Source organism: Ureibacillus yapensis (assembly GCF_003515775.1).
GTDB classification, from domain to species: Bacteria; Bacillota; Bacilli; order Bacillales_A; family Planococcaceae; genus Ureibacillus; species Ureibacillus yapensis.
On the sequence record NZ_QWEI01000002.1, the window covers coordinates 79,854 to 106,177 of the forward strand.

The 26,324-nt window shown below is 38.3% G+C and carries 24 protein-coding genes; 5 read left to right on the forward strand and 19 right to left on the reverse strand.

What is annotated here, in order from left to right:
* Positions 1-194: 194 nt before the first annotated feature.
* The 3 genes from D1B33_RS05115 to D1B33_RS05125 all read right to left on the reverse strand — a co-directional run bounded on the left by D1B33_RS05115 (position 195) and on the right by D1B33_RS05125 (position 3,551).
* Complete coding sequence (locus D1B33_RS05115) at positions 195-1,436, reverse strand: ABC transporter permease (protein WP_199677356.1); 1,242 nt, start codon at positions 1,434-1,436, stop codon at positions 195-197.
* Positions 1,426-2,325: an ABC transporter ATP-binding protein gene (locus tag D1B33_RS05120; RefSeq protein ID WP_118875305.1), complete on the reverse strand. Its 900-nt coding sequence runs from the start codon at positions 2,323-2,325 to the stop codon at positions 1,426-1,428. The genes D1B33_RS05115 and D1B33_RS05120 overlap by 11 nt, the downstream gene beginning before the upstream one ends.
* A 293-nt stretch (positions 2,326-2,618) precedes the next feature.
* Positions 2,619-3,551: an alpha/beta hydrolase gene (locus tag D1B33_RS05125; protein WP_118875306.1), complete on the reverse strand. Its 933-nt coding sequence runs from the start codon at positions 3,549-3,551 to the stop codon at positions 2,619-2,621.
* Between the two features lie 223 nt (positions 3,552-3,774).
* Between D1B33_RS05125 and D1B33_RS05130 the strand changes: the two genes are divergently transcribed.
* A complete protein-coding gene (locus D1B33_RS05130; protein ID WP_118875307.1) occupies positions 3,775-4,104 on the forward strand; it encodes a CotD family spore coat protein in 330 nt (109 codons plus the stop codon).
* 92 nt (positions 4,105-4,196) lie between these two features.
* Here D1B33_RS05130 and D1B33_RS05135 read toward each other — a convergent pair whose 3' ends face one another.
* The 6 genes from D1B33_RS05135 to D1B33_RS18560 all read right to left on the reverse strand — a co-directional run bounded on the left by D1B33_RS05135 (position 4,197) and on the right by D1B33_RS18560 (position 9,561).
* Complete coding sequence (locus tag D1B33_RS05135; RefSeq protein ID WP_233549413.1) at positions 4,197-5,297, reverse strand: toxic anion resistance protein; 1,101 nt, start codon at positions 5,295-5,297, stop codon at positions 4,197-4,199.
* Positions 5,298-5,656: 359 nt separating this feature from the next.
* The gene (locus D1B33_RS05140) at positions 5,657-6,439 is read right to left on the reverse strand and encodes an SDR family NAD(P)-dependent oxidoreductase (RefSeq protein ID WP_118875309.1); all 783 of its coding nucleotides are present in this window, start codon (positions 6,437-6,439) and stop codon (positions 5,657-5,659) included.
* A 72-nt stretch (positions 6,440-6,511) separates the two neighbouring features.
* Positions 6,512-8,668, reverse strand: a complete 2,157-nt coding sequence (locus tag D1B33_RS05145; protein ID WP_118875310.1) for a DUF2339 domain-containing protein — start codon at positions 8,666-8,668, stop codon at positions 6,512-6,514.
* Between the two features lie 172 nt (positions 8,669-8,840).
* The gene (locus D1B33_RS05150; RefSeq protein WP_118875311.1) at positions 8,841-8,945 is read right to left on the reverse strand and encodes a YjcZ family sporulation protein; all 105 of its coding nucleotides are present in this window, start codon (positions 8,943-8,945) and stop codon (positions 8,841-8,843) included.
* Positions 8,946-9,112: 167 nt separating this feature from the next.
* A complete protein-coding gene (locus D1B33_RS05155; RefSeq protein WP_118875312.1) occupies positions 9,113-9,256 on the reverse strand; it encodes a YjcZ family sporulation protein in 144 nt (47 codons plus the stop codon).
* Positions 9,257-9,414: 158 nt separating this feature from the next.
* On the reverse strand, positions 9,415-9,561 hold the full coding sequence (locus tag D1B33_RS18560) for a hypothetical protein (RefSeq protein ID WP_199677357.1): 147 nt from the start codon (positions 9,559-9,561) through the stop codon (positions 9,415-9,417).
* Between the two features lie 170 nt (positions 9,562-9,731).
* On the opposite strand from D1B33_RS18560, the gene serC reads away from it, so the two are divergent.
* Complete coding sequence (gene serC, locus D1B33_RS05160) at positions 9,732-10,829, forward strand: 3-phosphoserine/phosphohydroxythreonine transaminase (RefSeq protein WP_118875313.1); 1,098 nt, start codon at positions 9,732-9,734, stop codon at positions 10,827-10,829.
* Between the two features lie 568 nt (positions 10,830-11,397).
* Entirely contained in the window at positions 11,398-12,318 is a 921-nt protein-coding gene (locus D1B33_RS05165; protein ID WP_118875314.1) for a cation diffusion facilitator family transporter, read from the forward strand.
* A 238-nt stretch (positions 12,319-12,556) separates the two neighbouring features.
* On the opposite strand, the gene proS is transcribed toward D1B33_RS05165, so the two are convergent.
* From proS to D1B33_RS05200, 7 genes are all read right to left on the reverse strand, one after another.
* Positions 12,557-13,993 (reverse strand): proline--tRNA ligase, encoded by a 1,437-nt coding sequence (proS, locus tag D1B33_RS05170; RefSeq protein ID WP_118875315.1) that lies wholly within the window; start codon positions 13,991-13,993, stop codon positions 12,557-12,559.
* 474 nt (positions 13,994-14,467) lie between these two features.
* Complete coding sequence (locus D1B33_RS05175; RefSeq protein ID WP_118875316.1) at positions 14,468-15,238, reverse strand: hypothetical protein; 771 nt, start codon at positions 15,236-15,238, stop codon at positions 14,468-14,470.
* 120 nt (positions 15,239-15,358) lie between these two features.
* Positions 15,359-16,198: an MBL fold metallo-hydrolase gene (locus tag D1B33_RS05180; RefSeq protein WP_118875317.1), complete on the reverse strand. Its 840-nt coding sequence runs from the start codon at positions 16,196-16,198 to the stop codon at positions 15,359-15,361.
* Positions 16,199-16,332: 134 nt separating this feature from the next.
* Positions 16,333-16,680, reverse strand: a complete 348-nt coding sequence (locus tag D1B33_RS05185) for a hypothetical protein (RefSeq protein WP_233549394.1) — start codon at positions 16,678-16,680, stop codon at positions 16,333-16,335.
* Between the two features lie 306 nt (positions 16,681-16,986).
* Positions 16,987-17,190 carry a small acid-soluble spore protein Tlp gene (locus D1B33_RS05190; protein WP_118875318.1) on the reverse strand — a complete coding sequence of 68 codons (204 nt, stop codon included), beginning with the start codon at positions 17,188-17,190 and terminating at the stop codon, positions 16,987-16,989.
* Between the two features lie 143 nt (positions 17,191-17,333).
* On the reverse strand, positions 17,334-18,839 hold the full coding sequence (locus D1B33_RS05195) for an acetyl-CoA hydrolase/transferase family protein (protein WP_118875319.1): 1,506 nt from the start codon (positions 18,837-18,839) through the stop codon (positions 17,334-17,336).
* A 147-nt stretch (positions 18,840-18,986) separates the two neighbouring features.
* Entirely contained in the window at positions 18,987-19,643 is a 657-nt protein-coding gene (locus D1B33_RS05200) for a ribonuclease H family protein (RefSeq protein ID WP_118875320.1), read from the reverse strand.
* Positions 19,644-19,993: 350 nt separating this feature from the next.
* Between D1B33_RS05200 and D1B33_RS05205 the strand changes: the two genes are divergently transcribed.
* The gene (locus D1B33_RS05205) at positions 19,994-20,998 is read left to right on the forward strand and encodes a nucleoid-associated protein (protein ID WP_118875321.1); all 1,005 of its coding nucleotides are present in this window, start codon (positions 19,994-19,996) and stop codon (positions 20,996-20,998) included.
* A 49-nt stretch (positions 20,999-21,047) separates the two neighbouring features.
* On the opposite strand, the gene D1B33_RS05210 is transcribed toward D1B33_RS05205, so the two are convergent.
* Both D1B33_RS05210 and D1B33_RS05215 read right to left on the reverse strand, forming a co-directional pair.
* Positions 21,048-22,547, reverse strand: coding sequence for a malate:quinone oxidoreductase (locus D1B33_RS05210; protein WP_118875322.1), 1,500 nt, complete (start codon positions 22,545-22,547; stop codon positions 21,048-21,050).
* 262 nt (positions 22,548-22,809) lie between these two features.
* Complete coding sequence (locus D1B33_RS05215; RefSeq protein ID WP_158582918.1) at positions 22,810-23,475, reverse strand: SDR family oxidoreductase; 666 nt, start codon at positions 23,473-23,475, stop codon at positions 22,810-22,812.
* Between the two features lie 197 nt (positions 23,476-23,672).
* On the opposite strand from D1B33_RS05215, the gene D1B33_RS05220 reads away from it, so the two are divergent.
* Positions 23,673-24,506 carry an EcsC family protein gene (locus tag D1B33_RS05220; protein WP_118875324.1) on the forward strand — a complete coding sequence of 278 codons (834 nt, stop codon included), beginning with the start codon at positions 23,673-23,675 and terminating at the stop codon, positions 24,504-24,506.
* 52 nt (positions 24,507-24,558) lie between these two features.
* Here D1B33_RS05220 and D1B33_RS05225 read toward each other — a convergent pair whose 3' ends face one another.
* Positions 24,559-25,983, reverse strand: a complete 1,425-nt coding sequence (locus tag D1B33_RS05225) for a purine-cytosine permease family protein (RefSeq protein WP_118875325.1) — start codon at positions 25,981-25,983, stop codon at positions 24,559-24,561.
* Between the last annotated feature and the right edge of the window lie 341 nt (positions 25,984-26,324).

Genomic DNA, 26,324 nt, shown 5'->3' on the forward strand with positions numbered 1-26,324 from the left:
ACCCACCTATTTTAGCAAAAATCCCACTTTACGGAAAGCTCATTACCTTGAATAGTTCAAAGTTCGAATGAATTCAGCCAAAAGGTTTAGTTTCCGGAAATGCACTAGGTAAAAATTACAGCGAAACTTTCCGCCAAATTTAAAAGAGCATTCCTGAGTATCAAACGTTCAAGAATGCTCCTTCTTTCAATTAATTAGGTTGTTACCTTTAAGACGGTTTTAATTTTTTGAATAATACCGCCGGAACTATACGTTAATACACTGCGCTTATAAAACGATAAGCTTAATAGGTAGCTGACAATCACCGTTGCAAGCAGTAGCATCAATGAAAGTATTGATTCGATCGACGAAATGTCGGTAGCTCCGATTCTCATTGGCATTACCATACCCGAAGTTAAAGGAATATAGGAGAAGATCTTAATGAGCAATGTATCCGGATTGGCAACACCAGAAATCATCACATAAAAGCCTACTAACGTAACCATGATGGCAGGCGTCATCACTTGGGAGGCTTCCTCCACTTTCGACACAAGCGAGCCAAATAGTGCTCCGATGATCAAGTACAAAATAATCGTTAAAAATAAAAAGGCGATGGCATAAAACACATACGAATAGGAAAGTTCCTCTACAATTGACACGACCTTATCCCATTTATCCCCTTGATTCGAAAAACGGAGCAAAACCAAAACAAACCCGAAGATAATTGCAAATTGAGTAAAAGCCAGCAATGTGATGCCGATGATCTTAGATTGAAAATGGGTACTTGGCTTTACGCTGACCAATAACATTTCCAATGCCCTCGATCCTTTTTCCGATGCGACGTCCGTTGTAATCATTGATAGGAAGGCCATAATAAAGAAGTAGATGACAATCCCTACAAAATAGGAAACCCACATACCGGATTGTTTTTGCTCCTCGCTTTTCCCATCTGCCAGTCCTTCATTCAGATTGGTATTTGTGATGATTGGTTCAGAGTTCAGAATCCGGTCAGCTTCGGCTGCCGTTAAATTTAAGTGTTGAATTCCGTAAATCTTGCCTGCGTATTGTATGAAAGATGAAATGGTCGATTGATCAACCAATTTTAAGGGAACATAAGTTGCGATATCCGCTTTTAATGTTTCCTCTTCTTCCGAAACGACAACCACTGCGTCATATTCGTCTTGCTTTAATTGTTCATGCAGCTCTTCTTCCGGTTCGGAAGGGAAACGGAAAGTAATTTCTTCATTCGAAACAAAGATTGGTTCCAATTCTACCGATGTTTCATTGACGAGTGCAACTTCCAGTGCTTCGTCATTAACAAAGATAGCCTTTATATCAGACCAAAACAGTATGACAGAAATAATGGCCATATAGAAAAGGGTCATTAAAATAAATGACTTGGCCCTAATTTTCTGCTTGTATAACCGCTTGATTAAAATCCATAGTTTATTCAACATTGCCACCTACTTTATCTTTGAAAATTTCATCCAGCGATAAATAGTCCAAACTGAATTTCTCAATATACTGACCATTGGAAACAACATCAAAAATAGTTTCAGCAAAGGATTCATCCGTTAATGTCACTAAATATTCATCACGGTCTATTTTCACTTCTTTTACGCCCGCCATTTTTTTCAATTCACTTAAAGGGAACGAGGTTCTTAACGTTAATTTTGTTTTGCCGTATTGTTTCTTTAAATCTAGCAAACTACCCGAAAATAGGGAAATACCACGTTTAAGCAAACAAAGGTGATCGCATAGCTCTTCCACATTATCCATCTGGTGACTCGAAAATAAAATGGTTACGCCTCTCTCTTTTAGTAATAAAATGGCTTCTTTTAGAAGATCTCGATTTACCGGATCAAGCCCGCTGAAGGGTTCATCCAAAATCAAAAATTTTGGTTTGTGGATAAAGCTCGCAATCAATTGCACTTTTTGTTGATTTCCTTTTGATAATGTTTCGGCTTTCTGGTGGCGTTTTTCTTCTAAATCAAAAAAAGTAATCCAAAAATCAATTTCTTTCTTTAGTTCACCGCGCTGCATCCCCCTTAATTCACCAAAGAAAATTAATTGTTCTTCCACTTTCATTTGAGGGAAAATTCCGCGCTCTTCCGGCAAATAACCCAGCCAATCACGGTTGACTTTTTTTATGGGGATTCCATCCCAAGTAATCTTGCCGGATGTTTGATCCTGCAAGTCCAGAATCATACGGAAAGTTGTTGTTTTACCGGCACCATTTTGGCCGATTAAACCAAAGATTTCGCCCTTTCCGATAATAAAATTAAGATCGTTTACAGCTGTGAAATCTTTATATTTTTTCACAACGTGCTCCAATGCTAAAGTCATTTTGCAGCTCCTTCCAAATCGTTAAAACTTTGAATTAATAACCGAGAGTTCAGCTAGCCAACAAATCATTTATATTCTTCAACGCTTGTCCAAAGACGAAAGGCATCAAAATTTGCCCTGCCAAAATCTCCATTTACTGTTATACGGGTAAATTTCCAGAAAGTTTCCTTCTTTTATATATTTATAGGAAAAGAGTAATTAAAAGATGGTTACTTCCTCGTATACATCATAAAAAAAAGCCAGTTTTATGGTTATTATCATAAAACTGCCCTCTGATCATGGAACTATTGAGTTTATAATTGATGTTTTAAAAAATCTCGTATCATATAAACGGTATCTTCTATTTCCCTGCCGAAATATTCATTTTTCGTGAAATAGCTATGAATTAATCCTTTTGCCGTATGAAGCTCTACTATATTACCGAATTGCTGCAGCCTTTTAGCATAGGCAATTCCTTCATCCCTTAACACATCGTTTTCGGCAACAATAATGCAAGCATTCGGGAGATTACTTAAATCTTCCGCCTGAAGAGGAGCAGCGAGAGGATGAACTTGTTCTTTCATGTTATTTAAATAGTAGTGAGCAAACCATTGCATATCTTTTTTCTCCAGGCCAAAGCCGACCGAAAATTCTTCATAGGAATCTGTAGAAAAAGATAAATCCGTTACAGGATACAATAATACTTGCGCAGCAATTGTCGGCCCGTTGAGTTCTTTATTTAACAACGCAACAACCGTTGCTAGATTCCCCCCTGCGCTATCTCCCATTACGGTAATTTGATCTTGTTTGCCATTTATTATCGAACTATTTTTTACCGTCCACAAGAAGGCATCGTAAGCATCATATAATGGAGTCGGAAATTTATGCTGCGGTGCCAAGCGATATCCAACCGAGATTACAATCGCATCGGAAAGTGAAGCAATAAGTTGGCAGCTTGCATGGCATGTCTCGATATCATTCAATACCCACCCTCCACCATGAAAGTATAGAATAATGGGAAACGGCCCATTCCCTTGTGGCGTATAAATGCGGATTGGAATCTGTTCCCCATCTCGCACTAAAATATATTTATCCTGCACTTTGCTTAGCGGGACAGATTTCTCTAATTTTATTTTGGGAGCCTTCGAGCGCATCTCTCTAACTTCCATTGGAGTCATCTTATGCAAAGGAATTTGTTGATTTGCTTGTTCTAAATACCTTTTAGCGGCGTCTAACATATTATTCATCCTACTCACGATCCTTTTTGTCGATTTTAATCCCTACAAAATCACTATACATTTAATTATAAGTAAGTTAGTGGGAATAATCAACTATATAATAGGAGATATAGAAAATTTAGTTTAAATCTTGGGTAGAAGATGGGTTATAGGTATTTATCTAGTTCAATTTCTAGTTGTTGAATAAATTAATAGTGCATAACTATTTCTATATAGGAGGGGGGAAAAGAATATGCGTCAACGCCGTCATCACATGGGCATGGGCCATTGTCCAAGACCGATTTGCTGTCCACCAAATGTATTTCCGACACAAGTTGCACCAGCTCAGGTATCACCTACTCAAGAAGTTGTCAAAACGAATATTTTCAACACGGTTGTTCCACATTATCACCCGGTTCACACAACAACGGTTAACAAGCACATGATTCATAATCAGCATTATTTCCCGCAAACACAATCAGTAGTAAACGAAGTCTTTGAGTCAGAAGAAAACTGTGGTACACCGGAGAATCCAAACCCAAGCTGTTTCCCAGTTCGAAGAAGAAGAAGAGGATATTACTAATTAAAACGATTCGCCTATAATAAAGCCTGCCCTTCAATTCAGTTGAGGGGCAGGCTTTTTTGCTGGAGTGGGCTGTCGGTGTCCACTTTTCTTTACATACGTTTCAGTTTTTCGTATTGGAGTTGCAGTTGTTCGATGCGCTTTCTTCCTTCTTCACGGTTGCGGACCGTTTCTGCCTGAATTTGTTTTGTTTCTTCAATTCCCGTCATGATGGTTTGCCAAGTTGTTTCGATTGTTTCGATTTTAATACTTGGTGATCCCGCTGTTTTGGCAATATTGACGCTGTTTTGGCGAATGTTTTCTGCATTGCGGATCAGCATTTCATTTGTTCGCTTATCCAGCTCATTCATGGAATCGGCCACAAGTTTTTGGCGTTGAAGTGTTACCGCATGGATTAGACCTTGCTTAAATATTGGAATAGTCGTTACGAACGCGGAATTGATTTTTCCGATTAAATGATTGTTTCCTTGTTGAATCATGCGAATTTGCGGTGCTGCCTGGAATGAAACCTGCTGGGCCATTTCCAGGTCATAACGGCGCTGTTCCAACAATTCCATCGTTCTTTTTAACGATTCCAGTTCCATGATGGCTTCCTGGTCGCCTTCATTTGCTCTTTGTTCCAAAGATGGGATGAGCGGTTGCAGTTGTTCAAGTTTCACTTCAATTGCGGCAACATGCTCGCTCAGGCTTTGGAAATAATTCAAGTTTTGGTCATACATTTGCTCAAGTTCGATTGTGTTTCGTTTCATTTCAAGCTCGTATTTTTGAATTTCATGATAGATACCATCGATTTCTTTATTCATCGTATCATATTTAGAAAGGAGTCTTTCCAGCTGTTCTTTTCCTTTACTGAACAATCGCTTGATCAGTCCGCCCTTTTTCTCTTCTTTGAAATCCTGTGGATCAAAACGGTCCATAATCTTGTTTAGATTTTGAATTAGTTCACTTGATTTTTCGAGCTTGCTTGATTTTATGGAGCCCAGCATTTTATCGGAGAATTTTGATATTGCCGTAGCCGTTTCTTTGCCGAATTCCAACACGGCAATTTGGTTTTTAATATCGATTTTTTCAGCAAGAGCTTGTACTTGCGGATCTTCCTTTAACGCAAGCTGGCGCTTCTTTATTTGTGAAAGTTCTTCTCTGGATACAAGCGGCTGTGGTGGCGTTTCTGTTAGATGATTTCCTTCGTGCATTTTTGAATCCAAATCATCAAATAATGGGTTTTTCATTTCTGCCATAGGGTGTTCCTCCGTTCCATCTATTAAAAATTACTGCATGTAAGATTATCTTGGATAGAATTATCATTTGTATATAAAAAATTATTTATATATCTCTTACGAATCTAGAAGGACAAAAGTTTCGTTTTTCAAGGAACCTCATATAAAAAAATCCTGTTATTCCTAACAGGATTTTTAAGGAATAAAAATCAAATTCGCCTTGGCGTATTTGTGCCCAGATTTTATCGAGCTTGCTCGATAAACTTCCGTCGAAAATCTGTGGCATCCGCCGGAGGCTTTCATTCAGCCTTGGATAAATCCAAGGCTGAATGAAGTTAAAGGGCCTCCCCGGAACCGCCATCAATGTTGACTGCCGTGCCGGTTACATAAGAAGCAGCGTCAGATACTAAAAAAGTGATTACATTCGCCGCTTCTTCCGTGTTTCCAATTCGGCCAAGAGGAATCGTTTTACCGATTTCTTTGGAATAGTCTTCCCACGAGGCATCAGGCATTGCTTTTTGCCATCTTTCCTCTATTTGCGCACTGCGGATTAAGCCGATGCAAACTGCATTGACCCGAATATTAAATTGTCCCAAGTCCCTGCTCATTGCCTTTGTCAATGCCAGACCGGCAGCTCTGCTAACAGTCGTCGGCAAACTTGAGGCAGGAGGCGTTTTTGCCAGAACCGCGGTAAGATTTACGATGGCTCCTCCATTTTGCTCTTTTAAATATGGAAGCGCGTATTTTGAACAATTAATGGCGCCGAATAACTTCAAGTCCAAATCGGATTGCCAAAGCGCACCATCCACATCTTGAAATGGATTGGCAGATGAACTTCCCGCATTGTTTACTAGTATATTGATTTTGCCGAAATGTGCCGCGACTTCATCGATTAGTCTCTTACACTCTTCTTCTTTGGAAACATCGGCTGAAACAGTTAAGACTTCCTCCCCCGTTTTTTCGCGTATAAAAGATTTTGCATCCTGCAATCCTTCTTCAGAACGCGCAATGATGGCAACTTTCGCTCCTTCTTCTACAAGTTGAAGTGCCGTATATAAACCAATCCCCTTGCTGGCACCCGTTATAACTGCTACTTTTCCTTTTAAACCTAAATCCATTGCAGTAACCCCTTCTCATCTATTAATAGTTAAATTATATAAGAAAAAATCTAAATTGTACGCATTTTGGCATCATTCTTTATCTTCTGCTTTTCTCGATAGCAATCGGTTCGATAAAAACAAGCCAATACCCCCAATCACCATAAATAAAATTGCACGCACAACTAAATCCAACGAATCCAGATCAAAGAAGATAAGCTTCATCATCGCAATCGGAATGAGTATAAACCCTAGTATTCTAACGTTCCGGTATTGCCCAGTTGAACTGATCCAAAGTGAAATGGTGGCCGTCATGAACAGCAGCAGCGTCTTTAATGTAATAACCGCCAATGAATAGCTCATATAGTCATATTTAAATTGTTCAAGAATCGAGTATCCCAAAACCATCGCAAAAAAGATGCCTGCCGCCATGGTTCCATCTATATCAATCTTTGTTTTGCTAATCCAAGATTTATATATATACCCTTTCATATAAAGATCCCCAATGATTGCAATTATGATCAAAACATAGAGAAGGCGAACAAATAGGTTTAGCCAAACATCTAATCCCTCGACATAATGTGTTGGCAACAAATAGAAATAGCCTAGGGCAAAAGCAAATAACAACATCCATCTTAAAAATCTTCCTATAAATCTTTCAGCAATAAACAAAGAGCCTGTCATGGCAATGGCTAAAAGCAGCAATGTAATGTATGGATAGTGATTATTAGATAGATAAGCTAAATCAATTTTAGCGATGTAAATAAAGAAATAGACCGTAATAACAATTGGGAAGAAATCATTTGCAAAGGAGATCATGACATCTTCTTTCTCTTGATGGGTTTTTGGATAGAATCGTTTCAATTGGATAAAAAGGATGAGTAAATAAACGAAAATCAACACATAGTTTAGATGTGCCGCACTCCAAAAAGGCTCTACATTATATGAAAGCAGATGAATCAGTATATTAAATCCAAAAATTAGGCTATAAATTACTTTCATCAAATAGGCATTCAATTTTAGCGAGAGCAGCAAGCCTAAAAACGCAGTAAACGGAAGCAGCAATTGCTCTAAACTATCGCCAAGTTCCAATGCCACCACTATGTTCATCACAGTAAGCAAGGAGAGTGTAGCCATAATATCCAGGATTCTAGAACTGCTTTGTTTATAAGCCAAGGCAGCCGCAGCAGCATAAATAAAGGTCATTGCCAGAAGCGGAATGGAAGCAGCGTCCGCCACTTGATTGATCATGATAATTGTTACTAAACTTAAACTAAAAAGAAGGCCTTCATGAATCGTTCTTCTTTTGCTGAATGGTTTGTATAAACGCCACCAGACCGCCAATAGCACAGTATTTAATAGTATAAAGCTAAGCAAATAGAGCCATTCGCCGTCTCGATTCAAATTCCAGATGACGAATAAAGCAATCGTGGAGAAAAAATAAGAGCAATACATCGCAATTGATTGATGATGCTTAAGGAAAATCAATTGCATTGAACAGAACACGATCAGCACATAAAACACAATCACCGCTCCGTTGAAATCCATATACTCCAATAGATAAGGCAGCAGTAATGAGGTGAATACGACAAAGATTGATAAAACCTGGTTTTTCTTTACATAACAAATAAGCATTCCATAGGCGATATAACAAAATGCCAAAATAAGTGCAATTGAAAGATTCAATACATCATAGAGAATGGCACCGGCGGCTGTTGTTAAAATTCCTACAATAAAAGCCCCGCCATATAAAACAACGGTAAAAATTCGGGATGATTCCGGTTTTCTCCGATCCATGAATACGGCAACTGCGATTAAACCCAAGGATAATATATATGCTAAAAGGATTTTCACGCTATTGGTTAATACACCAATATCGCTAATCACCTTAAGCCCCCAAAGCACTCCTAATACAAGAATCAACATAAACACCTTTGGCAATAACCAAAGGATCATTTCTTCTAAGCTGCGATGCTTTTTTTCATTTTGCACCTGTGCAGTACTTGATGAAATTGGGGCAACTATTGGATTCTTCTTTTGGGAAGATAATGCTTTCTTATTTAAATTCACCAAATGGTTTTCCGTTTCTTCCGTTTGCAGTATCGGCCGCGGATTATTTGGTTCAACATCATCTTTCGAGCTTTCTTTTGCTTGGTCTGTTTTTATTCCTTTTAATTCATTCAGTTCCATTCGCAAAGAAAGTACTTCTTTTTCCAACTTGGCAATACGTTCTTCCGTATCGTGATTCATTCAAAAACTCCCTTCTTTGTGAATTTGGTAATTGCTCTTTTCATTGTAATGTATATAATTTCAAATTCAAGGAGCAAAGGCAATGATTTGAAGACAACTCGTCCATTCTTGAAGCAAAAAAAAGGTTTTAAAGCATAAAACGCTTTAAAACCCTTTTTTCAATGGCGTTTGTTTAGTAGTTAAAGTAGTAAGCACCAACAATAATCAATAGAATGAATAATACAACGATTAAAACAAACTCGTTGCTGTTTTTTGAATAGCCGCCGCTGCAATACATATCTTTTTCCCCCTTTGGTTAAGATAATACAATTTATGATAACTGGGGCATGAAAACAGGGACAAAAGCATAATTACAGAAATTTTTTAAGTCGAACAACCTCTATATGCACAGTAAAAAGAGGATCCTTCAACCAGATCCCCTTACATGCAATGTTTTGTTTCGTTTTAGTAATAGCCTTTATTATTGTTGAAATATTGAGAACCAACAATGATTAATAAAATGAATAGAACGACCAATAATGCAAAACCATTGGAACCGTTTCCGCTATAGCTGCCGCCAACACCTTCAAAACTGCTTGATTGATCCATATGCGCTCCTCCTTATTGAATTGCCATATGTTTTATTTCAGAATTGAGAAAATCTATTATGTCCAGCGCTATCTTTATAATAGATTTCATACTTGTATTAAATGCGCTCGGAGGACCAGCAATTAGGCAAATTGTCGACTTTTAGGTAAAAGCACTGTTTACTCTTCCCCAGTTTTTTCGATTTTCGCGATCAGTTCTTTCAAAAGTGCATTTCTTTCTCTTTGTGCGGAAACCATGTTCACCATAAACCAAATAATAAATAAAGCCGGAATGACATAAAAAATAAAAGCCGCAACTATATCCATGTTTTTTCCTCCTACCTCTTCAATATTTTTTCCAATTTTTCTTTTTAAAGCACAAGAAAAACAGTAATATCGAAAAATTCTACATTTTTCAAAAAATCGAATCCATTCACGATTGAAACAGTATATAATAGTCAAATAGATTGAATGATATTTTCCAAGGAGTGTTTAATTTGAAACAAACTACAAAACGTGCCTACAATTTTAATGCAGGTCCATCCGCATTGCCGCTGGAAGTTTTGCAAAAAGCACAGGAAGAACTGGTGGATTACAATAACACTGGTATGTCCATTATGGAAATGAGTCATCGCAGCAAAGACTATGAAACAGTACATAATGAAGCCCTCTCTCGTTTAAAAACTTTATACGCTATTCCGGACAATTACGAAGTGCTATTTTTACAAGGCGGCGCAAGTTTGCAATTTACAATGGTGCCAATGAACTTCTTAAGCGAAGGGAAAAAAGCAAGCTATGTTATGACGGGTTCCTGGTCCGAAAAAGCATTTAAGGAAGCGAAGCTATTTGGACAGGCTGTTGAAGCAGCAAGCACGAAAGAAAACAAATACCGAAACATCCCAACTTTAAATGAAATTCAATTTGATGAAAACGATGCTTATGTTCATATTACATCAAACAACACCATTTACGGTACGCAATGGAAAGAATTCCCGGAAACAGGTGAAGTTCCGTTGATAGCGGATATGTCCAGCGATATTTTATCGAAAGAGGTGGATGTAAGCAAATTCGGGATCATCTATGCAGGTGCACAAAAGAATCTGGGACCATCCGGTGTAACGGTTGTTATCATCCGAAAAGATTTGCTTGAAAAAGCAAATACAACAATCCCTACAATATTGAAATATACAACGCATGCGGATAATAATTCTTTATACAATACACCGCCAACATTCGGCATTTACATGTTGGGTGAAGTATTAAAATGGGTTGAAGCGCAAGGCGGCTTAAAAGCGATTGAAAAGAACAACGACGAAAAAGCAAAAGTCATCTATGATGTAATCGATCAAAGCAACGGATTCTACAAAGGCCACGCCACTCTTGAATCTCGTTCATTAATGAATATTACTTTCAGAGTTACGGATGAAGAGCTTGAAAAACAGTTCTTGGCAGAAGCAAAAGAAGCCGGCTTTATCGGATTAAATGGCCACCGTTCTGTTGGCGGCTGCCGCGCGTCAGCATATAATGCCGTGCCGTTCGAGACATGCCAAGCACTAGCTGATTTTATGGTTGAATTCCAAAATAAACATTCATAATCTTTTAAGTAGAATGATAATCTCCATAGACACTGAAAAAGCGGTTATGGGGATTATCTTTTTTCTTTTTAAATGAAGGATTTTCATCAATGGGCATGAATGTGCCGCTATGTTCCCTTTTGAATACAGACTCTTCTCATACGGTCTTTAAGAGCGCTTCTATATCCCCTTTCAAACAAAATTCCCCCTCCAAAGTACATTTACAACGGTTCTATGTTCCCGTTAGAACACACACACCACTACAACAGGCATTTACCGCTCTGCTCTCTTTCTTTTCAATTTAATTTATATCACCGAAATTTTAAAATTACTCTGGCGAACTTTATCATAGATTACCGTTACTTCAGAATAAGAATAATGAGATACCATCCCACTCAACGAATAGCAGTTTTCAAGAGAGTAATCATCATATATCGCCGCTCACAAACGACTGATCTCAAATCTCTTGTCATATAGAGTTTGCCATGCGAATACATTTTATAAAAACGAGATTAGGTTTAAGAGTGGACAACTTATCGTAAATTCTCCCTTTCGCTTCCCTCTTTGCCAAATTTGATGGAGGTCTCTTATGGCACATTCGCATTCTCATTCCCATCACCATCATCACGCCAAAAACAAAAAAGCGCTCTTTGCAAGCTTTTGCATTATTTCTGCCTTTGTCGTCGTTGTATTCCTGGGTGGATTATTTACGAATAGTTTAACATTGCTATCGGATGCCGGCCATATGCTCAGTGATGCGCTTTCTTTGGGAATTGGCCTACTGGCATTTAAATTGGGCGAAAAAGCCATCAACAGTAAAATGACGTTTGGCTATCGTCGTTTGGAGATTTTAGCCGCGCTGTTCAATGGCCTGCTGCTGATCGGGATTGCCCTTCTTATTATTTATGAAGCGCTGCAGCGATTCGCACAGCCAGAAGAGGTTTCAAGTGTTGGAATGCTGGCCGTGGCAGTGGTCGGCGCAATGATCAACCTCATTGTCGCTTTCCTTTTAACGCGTGCCGACACAAGCGAAAATCTGAATGTTAGAGCCGCATTTATGCATGTTATGGGCGATTTGCTCGGATCAGTAGGAGCGATAATTGCTTCTATTTTGATTATGTGGTTTGGATGGACGATGGCAGATCCGATAGCGAGTTTTCTTATTTCCATCATTATTCTAAAAAGCGGTTTTGAAATCACTACGATGTCCTTTCATATTTTAATGGAAGGTATCCCCATGAATACGGAAGTTAAGAAGATTCGTGAAGCGCTCCTTGATATTCAAGGGGTGATTGGACTGCATGATTTTCATGTATGGAGTGTTACGTCAGAATTTACTGCGCTAAGCTGCCATTTAGTGATTGTGCGAAACGAACATGACCGGGTATTGAAGGATGCACTGAAATTATTGCAAGATGAATTTCATATCGAACATGCCACCATCCAAGTTGAGCGTGCGCAAGCGGAGTTGGACCAATTAGAACCTCATCGATGCAATACTTACTCATAATTCAGCATCTTGTGTTTTTATACCGCTTCTTTTGGGTATAGAAATACTAGGAGATGATGGTTATGACACCTGAAAAATTAGAATCCTTTCTACTCTCATTAATTTACACACTTTGCTAAAAGATTGATTGTATACCATAAAATCCACCCTCAAAGGTGGATTTTTTTCGTTTTTCAAATAAATAAAAAAGACTGCATTAAAAGCAAGCTTTTAACACAGCCCTGTATACTTCTCGATCTTAATATGCGCGGCCAAACCAAACAGTATGCTTTGCTTCTTTTCCGCAGTTGATGCATGTATGTTTAGTTGTTGGAGGATTGAATGGAATGTTGCGCGTTGTAAATTTCGTTTCTTCTTTTACATTCGTCTCACAAGCATCATCACCGCACCAGCCAGCTAATACCCAGCCAGGAATTGTTCCGTTTTTCTCGGAATCCGCCAAGTGTTGGTGCAATTGCTCCAACGTATCAATATGGCTATGGGAATTCTCATCACGGAATGCTTTTGCCTTATCAAATAAACGTTTTTGCATCACTTTCAGCTCGTTTTCGATAGTTTCGACAACAGCTTCCAGTTCCACAGTTTGTTTATTTTCTTCATCACGCGCTTTTAAAAGCACTTGATTGTTTTCCAAATCACGCGGTCCAAGTTCGATGCGTACAGGAACCCCTTTTAATTCCCATTCATTGAATTTAAATCCAGGCGATTGGTCTGAATCATCCAGACGAACACGGATGCCTTTTGATTTTAAGGAAGCAAAGATTTCATCTAATTTCTCAATGATTGCAGGGTTCTTTTTCCATGGCCCCACAGGAATCAAGACAACTTGGGTTGGCGCAATTGTTGGCGGCAGCACAAGGCCTTGTTCATCCCCGTGTACCATGATGACCGAACCGATCAAGCGAGTTGAAGTCCCCCATGAAGTTGTATGAACATGAACGTGTTTGTTTTCTTTGTTTAAATATTTAATATCGAAAGCTTCCGCGAATTTCGTTCCTAAATAATGGGAGGTTCCAGCTTGTACCGCTTTTCCGTCCCTCATCATCGCTTCGATGGAATACGTATCAACTGCACCCGCGAAACGTTCAGATGGTGTTTTTTGACCGTCATAAACCGGAATGGCCAAGAAGTTTTCAACTACTTCTTTATAAATATTTAACATTTGCATTGTTTCTTTGCGTGCATCTTCTTCATCAACATGCGCCGTATGACCTTCTTGCCATAAAAACTCCGACGTACGGATGAATGGCAATGTTTTCTTTTCCCAGCGGAAAACGTTTGCCCATTGGTTGATTAACAACGGCAGATCGCGGTAGCTTTTAATCCAATCAGAATATAGGTGGCCAATCATTGTTTCGGAAGTAGGACGCAGTGCCAAGCGTTCTTCCAATTTTTCTCCGGCAGCTTCCGTTACCCATGGAAGTTCCGGCGAGAATCCCTCGATATGATCTTTTTCTTTTTGGAAAAATGACTCGGGAATCAACATTGGGAAATAAGCATTGCGGTGCCCTGTTTCTTTAAAACGGCGATCCATTTCCCCCTGGATATGTTCCCAGATTTCAAAGCCATCCGGTTTGAATGCGATACAACCGCGAACGGGTGTATAGTCCATTAAATCGGCCTTTTGAATAGTATCAATATACCATTTTGAAAAATCATTCGTTTGTTGTGACATTTTGTTTCCTCCTAAAACCTAAATACATTTCGATGAACCCTACTTTAATAACTGCAAAACCAGGTATCCCTTTTCGATTTGCAAACAAATAAATGGGCAAATAAAAAGCACAAATCGCCCTGTAAAAGGACGTCTTGTGCATAATGACGTGGTACCACCTTTGTTCGGAAATTGACGATTGGCAGCCTGCTGTTAAACCGGCTCTCTTTTTTGTCTATTTCCCTCCAACGTTCCATAACGAGAACGACTCGGCAAGTTTTGCTTGCATCTTCCGTGATAGGGTTCAATAAGAAGCGGTGATATAGCTCTCAGCTGCTGCTATATTTTCTGTTTCACAATTCTTATTTACTTGGTCACATCATAGATTCCATATTTCTTATACTGTATCAAATAAAAGGAATTAATTCAATCAATGTGGAAAATTTTCTTTTCTGATACAAACCTTTTAAGGTTGCCTTATCGTAAACTTGCCTTTTATTGTTTTAGTTTATTGAAATATTCCGCTAAGCTTTGCAAAACCTTCTCTATTTTTTCTTCCAAGAAGTTGGAGCGTTCAAACAAGATGGAACGTAAATGGTCCACTTGAAGCCTCACTTTTTCAATCATGCCTTCTTGTACATCCGCACGATGATCAGCATCTTTTTGCGTTTCTTCCAATCCGCTGATTTTTTCGGCAATTTGTTGGTTTAGGGTATTTTGTTCAATTGTTTGTGTTTCAATATGAGCGAGTGTTGAAACAAGTTGTTCGACGCTTTTTGTTAGAGCATCAAGACTAGAGGAGTAGTCCGTCAAAGTTGTGGTTATTTCACTCTCCTGCTGGTTGATACTCGTTAATTGTCCCTGCACCTCATCGTTTGTTTGCGAAATTTCAATAACTTTTTGATATATGTCATTTTGGAATCGCTGATCATAGTTAATGGTCTGTTGCATAATGCTGTTCTGTTCTTCAATTTTTTCAAGGAAGCTCATGATTTGATGTGTAAGAGTTTCTTGAAATTGTTGTGATTCCGCCAAATCGTCGACTCTTTTGTCCACTCTCTTCAGATGGGCTGTTTGGTATAGATTCCAATCATTTTGAGTTTGCTGCAAGTGAATGATACTCTTAGCGAGTTTTCGATTGTCCAGAAGTTGTTGTTTGAGTAGGTCGGACAACTCATCCAAGCGAAATTCTGCTTGGTTTGGCACTTCAATTTTCTGTATATTGCAAAACACTTCCGGGAGCTCTTTATTCACATAAATTCCCAATTAGCAAAACACCCCCTTCTTATCGCCTCATCTAGTTTATGCGGCGAATATCTGGGAGGTACTTTAACTGGAGGAAATGAATTGTCCGAGTGCTTTTTTTCAATAAAATTGATTACTTATTCAGCAGAGACCTTCAAGTTCCTGCTTTGTTACGATTTCCAGTTCTTTCTTTACCAATGCTGCATTTTCTTCATGGCTTTTTATTTGGTCTGCTTTATATTTATAGCCCTGAATCAAAAATCGATGATCTACATTATCTTTTATCGCATTTCGAAGTTCCTGGATATAGCGGTAGGATAGAACTTTCCGGAAGATCATTTCCTCGCGAAGATTCGTCGCCGTTCCATGTCCTGGTACCAGATAATTGACTGTATGATGGTTAAAAATATGATCCGATTTTGATAGCGTTTTTTCATATTTTTCGCTGCTATCATAGACAAAAGGAAATTCAACGTCCGAGAAGTAATCGCCTGCAATCCATATACCCAATGGCTCGACTATTGTAAATATACCATCGTTTGTATGGCCCTCCGCTTTATAAAAGGTAAGTTTTGTATTCCCAAGCTCCAGAACTTGGCCATCTTCTTTCACAGCAATGTCGACGATAGGGAAAGTAATGGGATAATCACGATCGATATAGTATTGATTATCAAACTCATGGATTAAATCCAGAAGGTTTTCTTTATCTTCTTTTAGATGAAATGCCTCGCTGGCAATGACTTTTGCATCCTGAAATGCCCCATATCCCACAATGTGATCCCAATCGGAATGCGTAAAAATTAAATAAAGGGGCTGCGTTCCCCTAAATCGATCAACATGCTGGCGAATTTCTGCCACTTCATTCGGAAGCAGATTGGGGTCCACAATAAGAATACAATCTTCTGTCCGTATAACAAGGGATGTTGTTTTGTATAATACACTTTGAAAAATCGTCATATTATCTGTTTGATATTTAATCAAAATAACTCACCCCTAAAGTAACTAATATTACCAATTATCTTATCAAACTAATACCAAAAAGACGAACTCTATTTCTATTGCTTAAAAAAGAAAAGCTCCCCCTTCCTGAAAAGAGAGAGTATGATAATCTTCTATTATTCTTGTTCTTCTTTTGGCGCTTCTTCAGCACTTGCGCTTTCTTCCTTCGGTGGTTCGGCTGCAATTGTGCGTTCTTCTTTCGGCGGCTCTACCACACTCAAGCACCATGTGAAATTATCCCAAGCGGAATACCATCCGTTAAAAATCTCGGAAGAATCATCCCAGCGCACTTCAAACTTTTTTTGTCCTTCCATATCAACCAAGTATAGGGCAAGTAAAGGATCTGCTTTTGAAACAGCTAGTTTCATTCCATCCTGCAATTGTTCTTCAGTGAATTCCACATCCGAAACTGAACGAACTTGAGCCTGTTCGAATACTGGTTTGTTTAAAATTTTATAGTTCATCATAAGCCTCCAATAAAACCTTCTATTCCTAATTTTGAACTTCTTTCAGAACGAAAAATTAGTACTGTGAAAGTTTATCTTATATTCAATTCGAAATTTATACAACCCTCTAATTATGGTGAATGCTGCCAAGTAATTTTACCATAATCTGAATCATTTATACATAATCGCCTGAAATTTTTCTCTCGATTATATAACATTTTTCTCTTATTCTATTTTATCAGATTTTTTAAATTCAATTACTATATTCTCTATAATGAAAAAGAACTGTCTTGAAAGTCAACTTTCACAACAGCTCTTGCAAAATTATGTTAATGGCTCATTTTTAATTCTTTGGATTTCGTGTTTACGTCGCTCGTTTTTTTCTTGCAAGTGCTCCAATTCTTCTTCTCCGGCAAATTCCATGCTTATTTCTGCTTCTCGCATATTGTCTTTAATATTTTCAATCATTTCTTCTTTACCCATGAATTTTTTTGGACGCCCAGCGATTTTTTTTGGATTTTGTTTCATATAAACTATCCTCCCATTTTAAAAGTACAAAATTAGTTTGTTTTACTTTCATGCTTTTATACTTTGCAAATGGCAAATCATTTCATAAGAATTTAAAAACCCTTCACAAGGAAATGTCTTGTGAAGGGTTCATATAGAGGGATTTATATTTTCATGCTGCCTGTTTTCATTGCATTGACATGCCAGGAAAGCGCTTTTTCAAGATTATGCGGCGTATGGGCATTTCCAGTTAACTCGACAGCTTCATTGTAATAATCCCAAAGCTGTTGCTTAAATTCAGGATGTACGCAATTTTCAATAATTAATGGTACACGTTCTTTCGGCGCCAATCCACGCAAGTCGGCAACTCCCTGTTCCGTTACAATCACATGAACGTCATGCTCTGTATGGTCATGGTGCGCCACCATCGGAACAATCGAAGATAATTTTCCGCCTTTGGCATAAGATTTTGTAACGAAAATACTTAGACGCGAGTTGCGTGTAAAATCACCCGATCCGCCGATTCCATTCATCATTTTGGTACCGCCAACGTGTGTAGAGTTGACATTTCCATATATATCAACTTCCAGCGCTGCATTTATCGCGATTAATCCGAGTCGTCGTATGACTTCGGGATGATTTGAAATTTCCTGTGGACGAAGCAGGATTTTATCTGCATACTTTTCAAGATTGCCGTACACTTTTTTCTGCAATTCTTCCGAAATCGTGATGGAAGTACAAGAAGCAAACGACACTTTTCCGGCATCAATCAAGTTAAATACCGCATCTTGCAGTACTTCAGAGAAAATCAGCAAATCTTCGAATTCGGAATCTTTAAATCCTTCCAAGACAGCATTTGCAACAGAGCCAACACCGGATTGGATTGGAGCAAGTTTGTTTGTCAGGCGACCGGCTTTGATTTCACTGCGAAGAAAATCCAGTAAATAATTGGCCATCACTTGCGTCTCTTCATCGGGATCTACGATTAAAGAAGGAGCATCCTGCTCGTTTGAAATTACGATAGCCTTTACTTTTTCCGGATCGATTTTAATGCCAATATCACCAATTCGATCTGCTGCATTCAAAATCGGCAATGGTTTTCGATTTCCTTGGTCTTCCGGGATAAAGATATCGTGTACCCCAATAAATGATTCCGAATGGGCAAGGTTCAGTTCTACAATAATATTCTTGGCATATTTCGCATAAATTGGCGAGTTTCCGACTGAAGTAGTCGGCACCAAATAGCCATCTTCCGTAATTGCCGTTGCTTCGATAATGGCATAATCGATTGGACCGATGATCCCCTGTCTTACAAGTTCGGCGTTATGGGAAAGATGAGCGTCTACATATAAAATTTCCCCGGTGTTAATCAGATTTCGAATTACGGGGTCACCCTGATATGGAGCCCGTTTCCGTATGCCACCTGCCTGCGCCAAGATTTGATCGACTTCCGGCCCCAATGATGCACCCGTATAAACATCAATTTTCAAATCGTTATTTTTAGCTCGTTCAGCAAGAGCCAATGGTACGACTTTAGCATCCCCAGCCCGAGTAAATCCACTCATCCCTACAATATCGCCATTTTGAATGAAAGCTGCCGCTTCTTCAGGTGTTGCCACTTTGCTTCTCAAACTGGTGATTCCAATTCTTTTTTCAATTGCTTGTTCCATTTACTCTCCCCCAAATCTTAGATTCTCTCCCACAATTATTTATGCAAATAAATAGTAAAATAGAACGGTGGGCGTGAAAAAATACCAAAACAATTAGTTTACATAATAAAATTACAGCAAAAGAATAAATGACTTGCACCTAACTGGTCATTGAAGCTCAATGTTTCCGTTAATATCTATGCCCTGTAAAGCTTGTGTTGCAAGGCGATCGGCTTCGGCGTTTAATTTACGTGGAATTAGCTCGTATTCAGGCGTGATGCCAAGATTATTTAATTTTTCATCAATGCGATCCGCCCAACTTGCGAGTTCTTTTTCATATGCTGGCCATTCACCGCTCATTTGATTGATTACTACTTGGGAGTCACCAAGAAAACAAACCGTTTGATGATGAACACCCAGTAAATCCAATTCAACAATCGCCAAATGAAGCGCCGCATACTCCGACTCGTTATTTGAAACAAGCCCAATCGCCGGCGCATTGCGTCTAAGTCGATAGGACTTTCCATTTTGCTCATAGTAAATGGCGATTCCTAGCCCTGAATCTTTCGTTTGAAGATCAAAGCCTCCATCAAAGTACACTTGAACATGATGCGGTTCTGTTTCCAATTCTTTTAAGTATTTTTTAAGTTCTTTTGCCATCCATGTACTATCATGTTGGTCGATGAAGGTCATCTTGCTCGTTCGACCTGTTTTTTCCAAGTCTTCTGCAATTGCCAGAGCATGTGCAGGCGGCATTTCATCCGAGCGAAAAATTGTTTCAATTCCATTCTTTGACTTATATGTCCATTCAATTGTAATCAGCATGGAAATCCTCCTGAATTTTCTTACAATTATTATGGACATAATAACGCAAGTTTACAAATAATTGGCTAATTTTTAAACGCCTTATAGTACCCATACCTTTTATGTCGTGTTTTAAACCTTTTTAAACAGAAAAAAACCATTTCTTTACATTAAGTGTTACCGGCACTTAACAGAAATGGTTTCCTTTTCGAATCACTTGTATTCTATTAATTATTATATAGTATTATTTTAAATTTGTATACCCTTATCAAAATTGGAGTTTTCTAATCCAACTTTCATATAAATTTCATAATAAAACTTTTATAATTATGTTAAGGTAAATAGCGACATTCAATTTAAAGGAGAACATCATGTGGGAAGTAAGTGAAAGTAAGCTAGCGAAATATAGCATGCACCATGTTAGTGATGCACTCGTTTTAGGGGAAGAAGTCTATACCCAGCCTGAACTATTGCTGGAAGCAGCCTTTGCACAATTAGCTTTTAATAAAATCGATTGGGATCAGCAATATGAATTTTACCATGAGAGCAGCCTTGCTTTAAATGAGATTTATAGCTATGCAACGTCGATCTTCAAAAATGAAGACAGTTTTTTAGAACAAGCTCAACATATTGCAACTCATCTGCATACCTCCTCCCAACACCCCCAAATTAAAAGCGGCGAATTATTCATAGGGTTATTCGATAATTGCATATGGAACAATAGTGTGAAAAGAGCCATTTCCATAGTAAAAATCGATGAAAAAGAAATATTCCTGGATGTGCAGTCAGAGCAGAACAAGATGAGTGTAAACGGCATTGACGGCATTAATGTTAAAAAAGCGAATAATGCAGCAGTAATTGTTGATATGGGCGCAGATCAATCCCCTGCCGTTTTCATAAAAACAAAAAGAAAAGAGGATATTGTCTACTGGCAGGAACGTTTCCTCAAGATCAAAGTAAAAGATGAACATTACCATAAAACAAATTTGGCATTATCCGAATGCAAGAAATATATTTTAAAAGAAGATAGTTTTTCAAATACGGAAAAACTGGGTTTTTTAAATAAAACATTGGATTATTTCAGAAACGAAGAAACATTTGAAGTAGATGAATACATTGAGACAGTTTTCGAAAAAGCGGAACCCGTCCAAAGAGATATCATCATCAATACAGTCAAGCCTTATGAAACAATGATTTCCGGAAACGCCGTGGAAAAGGTTGAGAAAACGTATAAGCGAAAAATTAAACTGGATGACAACATCGAGATACAAGTAAATCTGCAAAACATAGAGCAAGTGGATGAACTGATTGAAGTTGGCTTTGATGAAGCGACAAACCGCAAGTATTATAAACTCTACTTCGAGGAAGAATCGTAGAAACATAAAGAGCCTTTCATCAAATTGATGAAAGGCTCTTTTAAATCTCTTAATTATGGATCGGCTCTTTATTAACTAGCCCAAGTGCTTCTGAAGTTGAAGCGTTGATTTCTTTTAATAGGTCCGGGTTTTCCATCAGGGAAATTCCGTAAGAAGGAACCATTTCCTTGATTTTCGGTTGCCATTCTTGGACACGTTCCGGGAAACATCTATTGATGATATCAAGCATAACTTTAACGGCAGTAGATGCACCAGGCGAAGCTCCCAACAATGCCGCTACGGAACCGTCTTCAGCAGTGATGACTTCTGTACCGAATTGCAATGTACCTTTTCCTGCATCTGTATCTTTAATAACTTGCACACGTTGGCCAGCTACCACGATATCCCAATCTTCCAATTTAGCATTTGGAATAAACTCTTGCAGTTCTTCCAGACGCTGCTCATTCGATAGCATTAATTGTTGAATCAAGTATTTTGTAAGCTTCATTTCTTTGGCACCAGCAGCCAATAGCGTAAGTAAATTGTTTGGTTTTACGGAAGCAATTAAATCCATATTTGAACCCGTTTTCAGGAATTTCGGTGAAAATCCTGCGAAAGGTCCGAACAATAAAGATTTCTTATTGTCAATATAGCGTGTATCTAGATGCGGTACCGACATTGGCGGTGCACCTAATTTCGCTTTTCCATATACTTTGGCATGGTGTTGTTCCACCACTTCTTGATTGTTGCAGACCATGAATAATCCACTTACCGGGAAACCGCCGACATGTTTTGATTCCGGAATTCCAGTTGCTTGCAATAAATGAAGACTTGCACCGCCAGCACCGATAAAGACAAATTTTGCTTTATGGTATTCCATTTTGCAGCCGTCAAGGTCGTGTACTTTTACTTCCCACATACCGTCATTTGAACGCTTGATATCAGAAACAGAGTGTTTGTAGTTCACTTCTACATTTTGCTTTTGCAAGTGTTCAAACAGGATACGAGTTAAAGCACCAAAGTTAACATCTGTCCCTGAGTCAATTTTTGTTGCTGCAATCGGCTCGTTGCCTTTACGCCCTTCCATAACAAGCGGAAGCCAATCTTTCAGCGTTTCTGGATTTTCAGTATATTCCATGCCATCGAATAACGGATTATTTGAAAGCGCTTCAAAACGTTTTTTCAAGAAATCCACATTATCTTCGCCCATAACCAAGCTCATGTGAGGAATCGGCATGATGAAATCTTCTGGATTGCTGATTAAATTGCTTTTTACTAAGTAAGACCAAAATTGTTTTGATAATTGGAATTGCTCATTGATATTGATCGCTTTTTTAATATCCACGGAACCATCCGATTTTTGTGGTGTATAGTTCAGTTCACATAGCGCGGAGTGTCCTGTACCCGCATTATTCCACTCGTTGGAACTTTCTTCTCCTGCTTTGTCGAGCTGTTCAAATACTTTAATATTCCAATCCGGAGCTAATTCTTTAAGTAAGGAGCCTAATGTTGCACTCATAACGCCGGCACCAATTAAGATAACGTCTGTTTTCTCATATTTAGTACTCATAATTACCTTCCTATCTCCCCTATATTTGAAAAAGATGTAGCCGCTCCACTGTTCAAGAGCTTGAGCGAGAGACTTATGCAATACACCTTAATTATAACTGTATAATATTATACTACATTTTTACATAGATTAAAGTATATATTAATTTGTAAATTGTTAAAAAGAAGTTATAAGTAGAATTCTGCCGCTGTTATGAGCAAATTATGGAATTTTTAATGTAACTCTCTTTTATTGACGCTGATTTTTCTTCAATTAAAGAATATTATAAGTTTGAAATCCCACTTTCCATAATTGCATCTGCAATCGGCAATTTGCCAGTGACTATCTTAAATTCCCTTTTTATAGTAGCGTTGGTTTCTATGCATTGCAAAATTGCCTTTGCTGTGTCTTCATAGGATATTTCACCTTTCACTGCATCAAGTTCTACAATTTTTATATACCCCGTTCCGCGGCAATCACTTAAATTCCCGGTTTGAATGATGGTATAATCCAAATCCGAATTTCTCACCCACTGTACAATATGATGGTTTTTAACCAGCAAAGGCCGGTAAAATTCCGGGAAACGCGGCCAATTTTCCTTTCCAATGTCAATTGTGCTTACATAAATAACGCGTTTTCCTTTTGCAAATATGATGGCTTCAAATAATCGAATGGTAGAATCAACTTCCGTTAAAATTGAACCTTCGCGATCCTCCCCTTCAATGCTTCCTGCAAATACAAATACATCTATACCCTTTATCCAATTGACAAAACCATCCAAGGATTGAGTTGAATGCAATACAAATGATTCAATTCCAAGTTGTCCAAAATATGCACTTTGCGCTGTGTTATGGACCAAAGCTTTTACTTTGTGTTGTCCACTTTCCGTTAGGTATTTAATAAGGTATCTACCTATTTGGCCATTTGCACCAATCACAACTATATTCAATACCTCACAACCTTTTAAATGGATTCTTTTACGTTATTTTCGGCTTTCTTCCATAAATTTAACCATTTATATTAAAAAGATTCAATTTTCCCCTTTATTATAATTAAAATAGGGTATCAATTAGGAGATAGATGAAACATTATTTAAATTTTTTCGTAAACACTATTATATGAAGAAAAACCGTTAGGAGAATGTTTATGGAATCTAAAGAGCAATTAACCGTCTATTTGTACGAAATCGAAAAATGGGAAAAGGACCAAAAGGGACTATTTTTTTGGGAAAAGATAGGTCGTCTGCCCTTTAAATTAATCGATAAGCTAACACCAAAATTCATACAGGAAAAAATCGCCGTTTTAGTCAATGAACTCGGCAGCTATGTCCAAACAGGCGGCAGATATTTAATCAACGAAGCGCTAATGATTAAAAAAATCAGCCGATTCACTTCCCAGCCAGTCGAAAACATCACGGACATTGGAAAGTTGCCTATCCAGGATATGATTTCAGCCAGCAATAAATTGCAAAGTGAACGAAGTAAATTGGCAGCAGTTCAAGGTGCCACTACAGGGTTTGGCGGCATTTTTACCCTTGCGGTCGATATACCCGTCATATTGGGAATGGCGCTTAAAACTTTGCAGGAAATTGCCATCATCCATGGATATGATCCGAATGAAAAACAAGAGCGGGTCTTTATCATCAAATGCTTGCAATTCGCTTCAGCCGATATTGTGGGGAAAGAATCCATCTTGAATGAACTTTCAATGATGCATGAAAAAAGAGACAGTGCCGCTAGTATGATCAGCCAACTAAAGGGTTGGCAAGAAGTTTTCTTTACCTATCGTGATAATTTTGGATTGAAAAAATTATTTCAGATGGTGCCAGTCGTCGGGATGCTTTTTGGCGCCATCATTAACAAGGGAATGATGGACGATGTCGCAGAGGCTGGCATAATGCTCTATCGAAAAAGAAGAATTTACGATAAATTGCGTGAAATAGATAAGGTGGAATCAAACGTTTCCACAGATTCCCTCTAAAAAAAGTTGAGAACCCAACGAAACGGTTCTCAACTTTTCTTTTTCTTCCTATTTAATCTACCGTTACTTCTTTTGTTCCATGTTTAACTTTGTTTTTGGAATCCATAGGCATTTCATTGGATTGCGTCTTTTCATAATACTTCCCTTTTGTATAAACGGCGATTAAAATTGATAAAATCGAAGCTAAAATCGCGGCAAAGAAAGTGGCAGTATTTTGCAAGAAAGTTCCCATAACGCCCACTGCAGCAATAGTGCCGAGAATACTTGAAACGATTAAGGGTACTACCCCCGCCGGATTCCATTTGTATAACTTGCTTTGGTCTGCTTCATATCTTTGCGGTACAATTTTCAATAACTTTTTAACGACAAGAGCGTCTGTTACTAAAATAGCCGCCCAGGACATTAGAAGAACACCTTGGAAAGTCATCGCAGTGCCTAAATAATCCAGGATGCCGCCAAGCATTAATAAAATCGCCACTACAGCAGATACAACAACCCAGAAACGGCGGCCAGGTTTAAAGTGAAATACATTTTCGAAAAAGTTGGATAATGACAGTGATGCACTATATACATTTGTAATGTTAATTCGCAATTGAGTTAACATGGTAAATAGCACCCCGCCGAGCCCCAGAAGTATAACAATATAAACTCCCGGATTTGCTTCCGCCAAACGAACGCCAAACCAAATGCCGAGTAATCCCATTACACCAAAACAGAAGATTTGTGGGATAAATCCAATCATGAAGGAACCAAATTTAATATCTTTTGGTTTTAGGAAACGTGCATAATCCGATGCGATTAAAGCCGTTAACCCCATGATGCCATGTTGCATCCCGATGCATAATAATAGCGCCGTTCCGCCAACCTGAACTCCCTCTGGCATGTATGTCCAGAAACTGCCGCCGTATTTTGATGGCGTGTTAAATGCAACAATAATTGTGATAACTAAGAATAGCATGAAGATCGGTAAAGACCATTTTTGTAATTTGTCTAGTTGTTTGATACCGAACCAATTAAGAGGAATAACAATTGATCCGAATACTATGATGAGTAACCATAATGGAATAGAGGGGAAATATGCATGTACAGCAGTAACTAGAATCATACCTTCAAATGCACAATACATAATAAAATTCGATGCGTAAATTAATGAAGTGAGGGAAGCACCTATGTACCCAAATCCTTGGCGAGACATCAAATTTACGTTCATTCCTGATTTTGCTGAGAGATACGCGATAACTGTACCTAGCACACCAGCAATCACGATCGCATAAATCGCGGAAATAATCGCATTCATTGCTCCGAATTGGAGTGCCATAACACTTCCTGTTTGGAAGTAGAATATTGCCGTTGCAATCCCGAATGTAATATTGGTTACACTGAACCAACCCATATTGCGTTTATCTTCCGGAACTGCTTCAAAAGAATAATCACCTTTTGTTTGTTCAATACGTTCTGTTTCTTGAGTTAAAGTCATCTAATCATCCTTTCTTTGCTATTGAGAGACAATCCCCTTCCATTTTGGTTTTACCGCTAACCTTCACCTCCACTAACGGAGGATTAGTTATTGATAGGTTTATCAATCAAGAAAATCCTATACTCCGTCGCCGGAGATTTTCTGTTGCAAACATATTATATGCATACTTAGTTGACATAATCAAGGGTGGATAAAAATGCAATTGATCGAAACCCATATATACCAACGTTTTAGAGAGTGATAATTTTTTGATATTTTAACCAATGTGTATAAATATACAGTTCGGTTTATAAGTTGGTTTAGCGGAAAAATTCAAACACCATTCAAGGGCATAAAATAAA

Coding starts and splice junctions, on each gene's coding strand:
- D1B33_RS05195 (WP_118875319.1), bottom strand. CDS start 18,839: ATGGAACAAGCAATTGAAAAAAGAATTGGAATCACCAGTTTGAGAAGC.
- D1B33_RS05185 (WP_233549394.1), bottom strand. CDS start 16,680: ATGAACTATAAAATTTTAAACAAACCAGTATTCGAACAGGCTCAAGTT.
- D1B33_RS05130 (WP_118875307.1), top strand. CDS start 3,775: ATGCGTCAACGCCGTCATCACATGGGCATGGGCCATTGTCCAAGACCG.
- proS (WP_118875315.1), bottom strand. CDS start 13,993: ATGTCACAACAAACGAATGATTTTTCAAAATGGTATATTGATACTATT.
- D1B33_RS05200 (WP_118875320.1), bottom strand. CDS start 19,643: ATGCTGATTACAATTGAATGGACATATAAGTCAAAGAATGGAATTGAA.
- D1B33_RS05135 (WP_233549413.1), bottom strand. CDS start 5,297: ATGCACGAAGGAAATCATCTAACAGAAACGCCACCACAGCCGCTTGTA.
- D1B33_RS05115 (WP_199677356.1), bottom strand. CDS start 1,436: ATGTTGAATAAACTATGGATTTTAATCAAGCGGTTATACAAGCAGAAA.
- D1B33_RS05140 (WP_118875309.1), bottom strand. CDS start 6,439: ATGGATTTAGGTTTAAAAGGAAAAGTAGCAGTTATAACGGGTGCCAGC.
- D1B33_RS05155 (WP_118875312.1), bottom strand. CDS start 9,256: ATGGATCAATCAAGCAGTTTTGAAGGTGTTGGCGGCAGCTATAGCGGA.
- D1B33_RS05120 (WP_118875305.1), bottom strand. CDS start 2,325: ATGACTTTAGCATTGGAGCACGTTGTGAAAAAATATAAAGATTTCACA.
- D1B33_RS05145 (WP_118875310.1), bottom strand. CDS start 8,668: ATGAATCACGATACGGAAGAACGTATTGCCAAGTTGGAAAAAGAAGTA.
- D1B33_RS05225 (WP_118875325.1), bottom strand. CDS start 25,983: ATGACTTTAACTCAAGAAACAGAACGTATTGAACAAACAAAAGGTGAT.
- D1B33_RS05205 (WP_118875321.1), top strand. CDS start 19,994: ATGTGGGAAGTAAGTGAAAGTAAGCTAGCGAAATATAGCATGCACCAT.
- D1B33_RS05210 (WP_118875322.1), bottom strand. CDS start 22,547: ATGAGTACTAAATATGAGAAAACAGACGTTATCTTAATTGGTGCCGGC.
- D1B33_RS18560 (WP_199677357.1), bottom strand. CDS start 9,561: ATGGATATAGTTGCGGCTTTTATTTTTTATGTCATTCCGGCTTTATTT.
- D1B33_RS05125 (WP_118875306.1), bottom strand. CDS start 3,551: ATGAATAATATGTTAGACGCCGCTAAAAGGTATTTAGAACAAGCAAAT.
- D1B33_RS05165 (WP_118875314.1), top strand. CDS start 11,398: ATGGCACATTCGCATTCTCATTCCCATCACCATCATCACGCCAAAAAC.
- D1B33_RS05190 (WP_118875318.1), bottom strand. CDS start 17,190: ATGAAACAAAATCCAAAAAAAATCGCTGGGCGTCCAAAAAAATTCATG.
- D1B33_RS05150 (WP_118875311.1), bottom strand. CDS start 8,945: ATGTATTGCAGCGGCGGCTATTCAAAAAACAGCAACGAGTTTGTTTTA.
- D1B33_RS05220 (WP_118875324.1), top strand. CDS start 23,673: ATGGAATCTAAAGAGCAATTAACCGTCTATTTGTACGAAATCGAAAAA.